Genomic DNA, 7,859 nt, shown 5'->3' with positions numbered 1-7,859 from the left:
CGTAGGTGGAAGCTGCCGGATTGGTGGCAATCCGGCAGCCAAAGTAGATGGGGAGTGTGTGACATTGAGCAATCATGAAATTGATAAAATATACCCGCTTACGCCGACTCAAGAAGGAATCTTGTTCCATTCCTTATTGGAACCCGACTCTGAAGCGTACTTTGAGCATGTTTCCTTCACGATTCAAGGGATGCTATCACTTCCAACAATGAAGCGCAGTTTTACAACCTTGGTAGAACGATATGATGTATTAAGGACGGTATTTATATATACGGAAGTGGAGCAGCCCTTACAAATCGTCTTGAACCAATGCGAGCCGGAAATAAGCTTTGAGGACATTTCGACCTGTCCGAAGGAAGAACAGCCGAGGCTCATCGAGGTGTTTCAAGCACGGGACCTGGAGCGAAAGTTCGATTTAGAGACAGGTCCGCTCTTTCGCATGACTGTGTTCAAACTGGATAAGGATGTCTACAAAGTCGTCTGGAGATTCCATCATATCATTATGGACGGTTGGTGTATGGGGATCCTTGCCCAAGATTTGTTCCAAATTTATGAGGCTTTGGAGAGTGGTTCCTCGCTACGATTGGCTCCGGTATATCCTTATAGCGATTATATAAGGTGGCTCGGGGAGCAAGACCAGAAGAATGCTCTGCAATACTGGAGCCAATACCTTGAGGATTACGAATTGCGTGCGACGGTCCCATCCCTGGGGGGAGGGGATGATCGAAAAGGGTTCGATCATCGCAAATACCATTTTAAATGGGATGAAGATACAACTCGGCGCCTGAAAACGCTGGCCGTCAAACATCAGGTGACGTTAAGCACGGTGTTCCATGCGATTTGGGGTGTATTGTTGCAGCGTTATAACGACAGCGAGGATGTAGTATTTGGTTCGGTCGTATCGGGCAGGCCGCCAGAATTGCCTGGTATCGAGAGCATGGTGGGACTGTTTATTAATACGGTTCCTTTACGAATCAGAAGCTATAAGGACACCTCTTTCCAAGTACTACTTGCCCAAGTGAATGATTCGATGCTGGAAGCGAACCGGTATAACTATGTTTCATTGGCGGAAATCCAGTCAAAAACAGTACTCAAAAATCAACTGATCGACCATATTCTCGTTTTTGAGAATTATCCGCTGGAGACGATGGGCGGCGATGAAGGCAGACTGTCGATAGTCGACAGTGAAATGGTGGAACATACCAATTACAATCTGGACGTGACCGTATTCCCGGAACAGGAACTCGAAGTGTTGTTCACCTATAACGGATTTCTCTATGACGAGCATTTTCTGCAAAACTTGGAAGGGCACTTGAAGCAAATCGTGAACATTGTATTGGACAATGATGGTGTGTATTTGCGGGATATCGAGATCATCTCCGAACAGGAAAAGCGTGTCATTCTGACCGACTTTAACAACACGGAAAAGGAATTCAGGCTTGACAAGCCTGCGCATGAACTATTCGAAGAGCAAGCACGACGTCAGCCGGAAAAAGTTGCACTTCGCTATCAGGAGGAATACCTGACTTACGATCAGTTGAACCGAAAAGCGAATCGCTTGGCACGCATATTCAGACAGTTCGGGCTTGAAAAGGGTGATTTTGCAGCGGTGATGCTGGACCGTTCACCGCTAATGGTAGCGAGCATACTCGCCATTTGGAAACTTGGAGCTGCTTATATACCTGTCGATCCTCAATATCCACAGGAGAGGAAGTCGGGGATCGTTGCCGATTCGGATGCCAGAATCGTTGTTGCATTATCCGCACACGTGGAGGACGAGTTGAAAGCACGTTATCCAGGCCGGTTTGCGGAGCTGGACAACCTTGTCCCTCCCGAGGGTGAAGAGGCCGAAAGCAATATCGGCGTCCCGGTAGAAATGACCGATTTGGCCTATACACTCTTTACTTCTGGTTCGACGGGAAAGCCGAAAGGAGTCTTGATCGAGCACCTGGGGATGCTGAACCATATTTGGGCTGAAGCGCATGATCTTCAATTATCTGATGATATTGTGTTCGCCCAGACGGCAAATCACTGCTTTGATATTTCGGTATGGCAATTATTCGGTGCATTGGTACTTGGCGGGACCACGGTTATCTATCCAGAGGAACTGATTCTATCACCCGAGAGGTTCATCCATCAGCTCATCCGGGATCGGGTAACCCTTCTCGAAGTCGTTCCTTCGTATTTGAGTATACTTTTGGATATCGTTAAGGCACGTTCACTTCGCTTTGAATCTCTGCAGCATTTGATGATTACAGGGGAGGCCGTCACGCCTGCGCTGGCTACACGCTGGTTTGAGCTTTGCCCCGGAATCAAAATGGTTAACGCATACGGTCCGGCGGAGGCATCTGATGATATTTGCCAGTATGTTATGGATTGTGCACCTGAGAATAAGGGATATATCCCGGTCGGAAAACCGTTGTCCAATATTCGAATGTATATTGTTAACAAGCAAACACAACTGTGTCCAATTGGAATCATTGGCGAAATTTGTGTAGCTGGAATTGCAGTAGGAAGAGGCTATCTTAATGATCCGGAGCAGACTGCAAAAGGGTTTATGGAGGATCCGTTTGCTTCCAGGCCAGGCGTTCGATTGTATAGAACTGGAGATTTGGGCAGATGGCTTCCTGACGGTAATGTCGAGTTCATCGGCCGCAAGGATCAACAGATCAAAATCAGGGGATTCCGGATTGAGCTCGGAGAAATCGAGCACAGGTTAAGCGAGCACGAACAAATTCGGGAAGCAGCAGTGCTTGTCAAGGGTGGGGCCGAGAAATACTTATGCGCGTATTACACGGCTTATGTCGATCTAACGGCATCCGAATTGAAGGAGTATCTGATCGCCTGTTTGCCGGATTATATGGTTCCTACAATCTTTATACAACTGGAGGATATGCCGCATAATACCAATGGGAAAATTAACCGCAGCCGGTTACCCGAACCTGTCATCGAGCGTAACGAGGGCGAATTTGTACCTGCACGCAATGATACGGAGGAGTCCTTAGTTTCCATTTGGACTGAGATTCTGGAAGTGAAGAGGGTAAGCATAGAAGATAATTTCTTCGGTTTAGGCGGACATTCACTAAAAGCAACGATCCTTGTTTCCCGTATTCAAGGGGAGCTGGGTGTTGACGTAACAGTGAGGGACATTTTCGAGTATCCGACCGCTGCTCTTTTGGCGGAGCGAATCCGGGAAATGAACGGAGGTGTGTACTATGCAGAGTCCATTTCACCGGCACCTGCCGATGACGCTTATCCAGTGAGTCCGGCGCAAAAAAGAATATATGTGCTACATACGCTAGAGGAGTCGGAATCAACGGCATATAACATGCCATTCGCCTACCAAGTTCAAGGCCGTTTGGATTCCGCGCGCTTACAGCATATTATCAATCGGTTGATTGACCGTCATGAAGTATTTCGAACGTCGTTCCGCTTTGTTGACGGGGAGCTGGTCCAGATCATTCATCCCGAAGCGGACTGTAAGCTTGAAGAGGTTGAAATGACCGGTGCGGGTAAGCAGCAGATCGATGAACAAATCAAGTCGTTTATCCGCCCGTTTACTTTGGAAGAAGCACCGCTCTTGCGGATTCAATGGCTTCATACCGGACAGGCCGAGGGTGTGCTGCTGATCGATATGCACCACATTATTTCCGACGGTTTGTCGGGAGTCATTCTACTGGACGAACTGGAGCGGATGTATAACGACAACGGCCTGCTGCCGCTTGACATCCACTATAAGGATTATGCCTTCTGGTTGAATGAACGGCTCGGCGGGGAAGAGATGCAACGCCATGAATCTTATTGGCTGGAGCATTTCTGTGGTGAACTGCCTCTATTAAACCTGCCGCTGGATTACCGTAGACCGGCCGTGCAGAGCTTTAACGGCAAGACATTGCAGCTTTCGCTGTCCCCGGAGCTTGCTGGATCGCTTCAGAAGCTGTCTCAGGACATGGGCGTAACTTTGTTTTCCGTGATGTTAGGTGCTTACTGCACCCTGTTATCGAAATATAGCGGTCAGGAGGAAATTATCGTCGGAACGCCGGCCGCCGGGCGTAATCATCGGGACGTACAGCACATGCTGGGGATGTTTATCAACACAGTGGCGCTTCGCAATTTTCCGGAACATCATAAGACGTTTCGCGAGCTTGTCAGGGAAGTTATGGATCACACGTTATCAGCAATCCATCATCAGGATTTCCCTTTCGAGCGGTTGGTGGAGCTGCTTGATCTGAATCGTGACACAAGCCGAAACCCGCTTTTTGACACCATGTTCAATTTGACGGACCGCGAGAAACCGGAAGTTGCTATAGGCGATCTGCTCCTCACTCCATATGAGCTGAAGACCGACATCTCCAAGTTCGACTTGATGCTGGATGTTTATGCGGATCATACCGAGATCTCTCTTGATTTGCAGTACAACACCGATTTGTTTTCAGATTTCACCGCACAACAAATGGGTCGTCACTACTTGCAGATCCTCCATAACCTTGTAACGGCTCCCGATATACCGCTGGGAAGCGTGGAGCTGCTCAGTTTGGAAGAGCGCAAGGAAATAATGAGTTGGGGCCGGGGACAAAAGGCAGCCTATGACTTCAATCTGAGTGTTCCTCAACGCTTTGAGCGTTTTGCGTATGAACAGCCTGATTCACCGGCAGTGAAATTCGCTGGGGGAGTATGGAACTACGCCGAACTCAATGCCCAAGCCAACCGGATTGGCCGTTACCTTCAAAGGTGTTTGGGTGATCTGCCGGAGGAAGCGATTGCTGCAGTGATGTTGGAGCGCTCCCCCGGATTTATTCAAAGCGTGCTCGGAATCTGGAAGGCGGGAGGCGCCTATGTTCCGATCGATCCGGAGTATGGAGTAAAGCGTAAAGCGAGTATTTTGGAGGATTCCGGGGCACGAGTTCTTATAACCCGCTCGGAATATGTCCGGGATGGGTTGGAAGAGCAGTATGAAGGGGTGATCCTTTGCCTTGACTTGGTGCTGGAGGAAATTGAGAAGGAAAGCCCGGTGAATATCGGGAAACTGCAGGGTGCGGACAGTCTGGCATATATATTGTTTACCTCTGGCTCGACCGGAAAGCCCAAAGGTGTAATGATCGAGCATCGGGGTTTATTGAATCACATCCTTGCCGAAGCCGATGCTCTTGCTCTGGATCATCATCTGGTCTTTGCCCAGAACGCCAATATCTGTTTCGATATTTCGGTATGGCAATGCTTTGGTGCTCTTGCATTGGGCGGGACGACTGCGGTGTATCCACAAGATATGGTACTTGAAGCAGAACGTTTCCTGGAGGCAATTACAGCCGATCGCGTGACGCTTTTGGAAGTGGTCCCATCTTATTTGACAGTCATGCTGGATGTGCTGGAACAGACAGGGATGAAACTAGATTTTCTAAGTCACTTGATGCTTACGGGAGAGACCATAAAGCCGGATTTGGCCCGGAGATGGCTGAACCTGTATCCCGGAATTCCAATCGTAAATGCGTACGGACCTGCGGAAGCTGCCGATGATATCAGCCAGCTTGTGATCCGCGACTTGCCTAAGGAGACAGACTTCGTCCCGATTGGTAAACCGCTGGCGAATTTAAATTTGTATGTGGTCGATAACCAAATGAAACTTTGTCCGGCAGGCGTTTACGGAGAAATTTGTGTATCCGGTGCGGGTGTAGGGCGTGGATATATCCATGATCCGAAAAGAACGGACCAGTCCTTCGGGAAAGATCCATTTGCTCCTTGTATCCCGGAATCGGGTGAAATCCCTCGTCTGTACAAGACCGGTGATTTAGGGCGCTGGCGGCATGACGGAAATCTGGAGTTTTTCGGACGTAAAGATTTTCAGGTCAAAATCAGAGGCTACCGCATTGAGCTGGAGGAAATCGAAGTTTGTATTATGCAATCCCCGCATATCAAACAAACGATTGTATTGGCTAGAGAAGATGATACCGGAAGCAAATATTTGTGTGCATATCTGGTTCTGGAGTCTTCCGTGCAAGACAGCGAGGAGAATTGTCTCTTCGAGTTAAAAGATGAATTGGCAGCAACATTGCCCGGCTATATGATACCGGCCCACTTTATCATTCTTGCAGAAATGCCGCTTTTGATCAGCGGGAAGATCAACCGGGATGCACTGCCTGCTCCCGAACGCAGCGCCGCGTCGAGTGGGAATTATACGGAGCCCCGTAATGAAGTGGAGCAAATCCTGGTGACGATTTGGGAAGAGGTTCTCAGCGTCCACAAGATCGGGATTGATCATAATTTCTTTGAGCTCGGGGGGGATTCGATTCGAGCCATTCAAATTTCTTCGAAGCTGAGCAATCAAGGTTATAAGTTGAAAATGAAGGATCTGTTCCAAAATCCGGAAATTCGGAAGCTGTCCAAATATGTACAGGCGGACCACCGCGAAATTGATCAGGGGCCGGTCGAGGGGTTTGTGAAGCTTACTCCAATTCAGAAGTGGTTTTTTGAATGCGGATTCTCACCAGCAAATCACTGGAACCAGGCTGTCGTTCTGCATAAGCGTGGAGGATTCGATGCGGACCTGTTAAGGGAGGTCTTCACCGGGCTGATCCGTCATCATGATGCGTTAAGAATGGTTTATAAATGCGAGGAAGGATTATGGATGCAGTATAACAGGGGGGAGAACATTCGGGAGGAGCACCCGTGGTTCGAACTTTTCATCAAGACAATGGCCGATGAGGATGATGGCCGGATTGAGATGGCCCGAATCATTGATGAGCTGCATGGCAGTCTCGATTTGGAAAACGGACCGTTGGTCAAGGCGGGATTATTCAAGACAGACCAGGGTGATCATTTGGCGATCATTATTCACCATTTGATCATTGACGGTATTTCCTGGCGCATTTTATTCGAGGATTTGACGCTTGCGTATCATCAAGCAGAGCGGGGCGAACTTATTGCACTGCCGTCCAAGACGGATTCCTTCCAAACGTGGGCGAACCGACTGACGGAATATGCAAACAGTGAAATGCTGCAGAAAGAGAAGTCCTACTGGCGACAAATCGAATCGCAGAACATTAAGATCCTGCCCAAGTCTGGCCTTTTTGAGGGCACTGCAACAGTCTCGGATAACATGTCGTATTCCTTTAAGCTGTCTGCAGCCGAAACCGGGCAGCTTCTCGGTAAAGTGCATAAGGCCTACAATACGGAAATCAACGACATTCTACTCGCTGCATTGGGACGGGCCGTAAGGGAATGGACAGGCGAGGACAATGTTTTGATCTGTCTTGAAGGCCATGGCAGGGAAGACATCATGAAGAACGTGAATATCAGCAGAACGGTCGGTTGGTTTACTTCCATTTATCCAGTCGTATTGAATATCCCGAGTTCAGCGGATATATCCTACCACATCAAATCGGTCAAAGAGAACTTACGTCGCATTCCGAACAAGGGTATTGGCTACGGAATCCTGAAATACCTTGGTGAGAACCGGCTTGAGGAAGAGATGCAATTCCGTCTGGTGCCTGAAATTAAGTTTAACTACCTGGGGCAATTCGATAACGATGTGAATACAGAGCTGTTCAGTGCTTCCGACGTGCCATACGGTCAAACCGTCAGCCCGGAAGCCGAAAGGGAAGTGGCTTTGAATATTACGGGCCTTGTGGAAGATGGCTGTCTGACGATGTCGATCGACTATAATCTTGCGGAATATACAGGAACGGAAATCAGCCTCCTGGGCGGCCGTTTTAAGACACAGTTGATGGAAATAATCAAGCATTGCACGGAAAAAGAGACTCAGGAACTGACGCCTTCCGATGTGGGGGGAGACGATCTGTCCATTGAAGAGCTGGAAGCCATTATGGATTTTTATAACCAATAAAAATGAATTTAGGGAGAGA

1 protein-coding gene is annotated in these 7,859 nt (G+C 48.5%); it reads left to right on the top strand.

Going from position 1 to position 7,859, the window contains the following annotated elements; all coding sequences use genetic code 11:
• The first annotated feature begins 64 nt into the window (after positions 1–64).
• Positions 65–7,840 carry an amino acid adenylation domain-containing protein gene (locus tag MKY01_RS21505; RefSeq protein ID WP_339283453.1) on the top strand — a complete coding sequence of 2,592 codons (7,776 nt, stop codon included), beginning with the start codon at positions 65–67 and terminating at the stop codon, positions 7,838–7,840.
• Positions 7,841–7,859 lie beyond the last annotated feature (19 nt).

The sequence above is a fragment of the Paenibacillus sp. FSL R5-0486 genome (genome assembly GCF_037975155.1).
Taxonomy (GTDB): domain Bacteria; phylum Bacillota; class Bacilli; order Paenibacillales; family Paenibacillaceae; genus Paenibacillus; species Paenibacillus amylolyticus.
The sequence above is the reverse complement of the archived record's forward strand: the minus strand, read 5'-3'. Positions and strand labels throughout refer to the sequence as shown.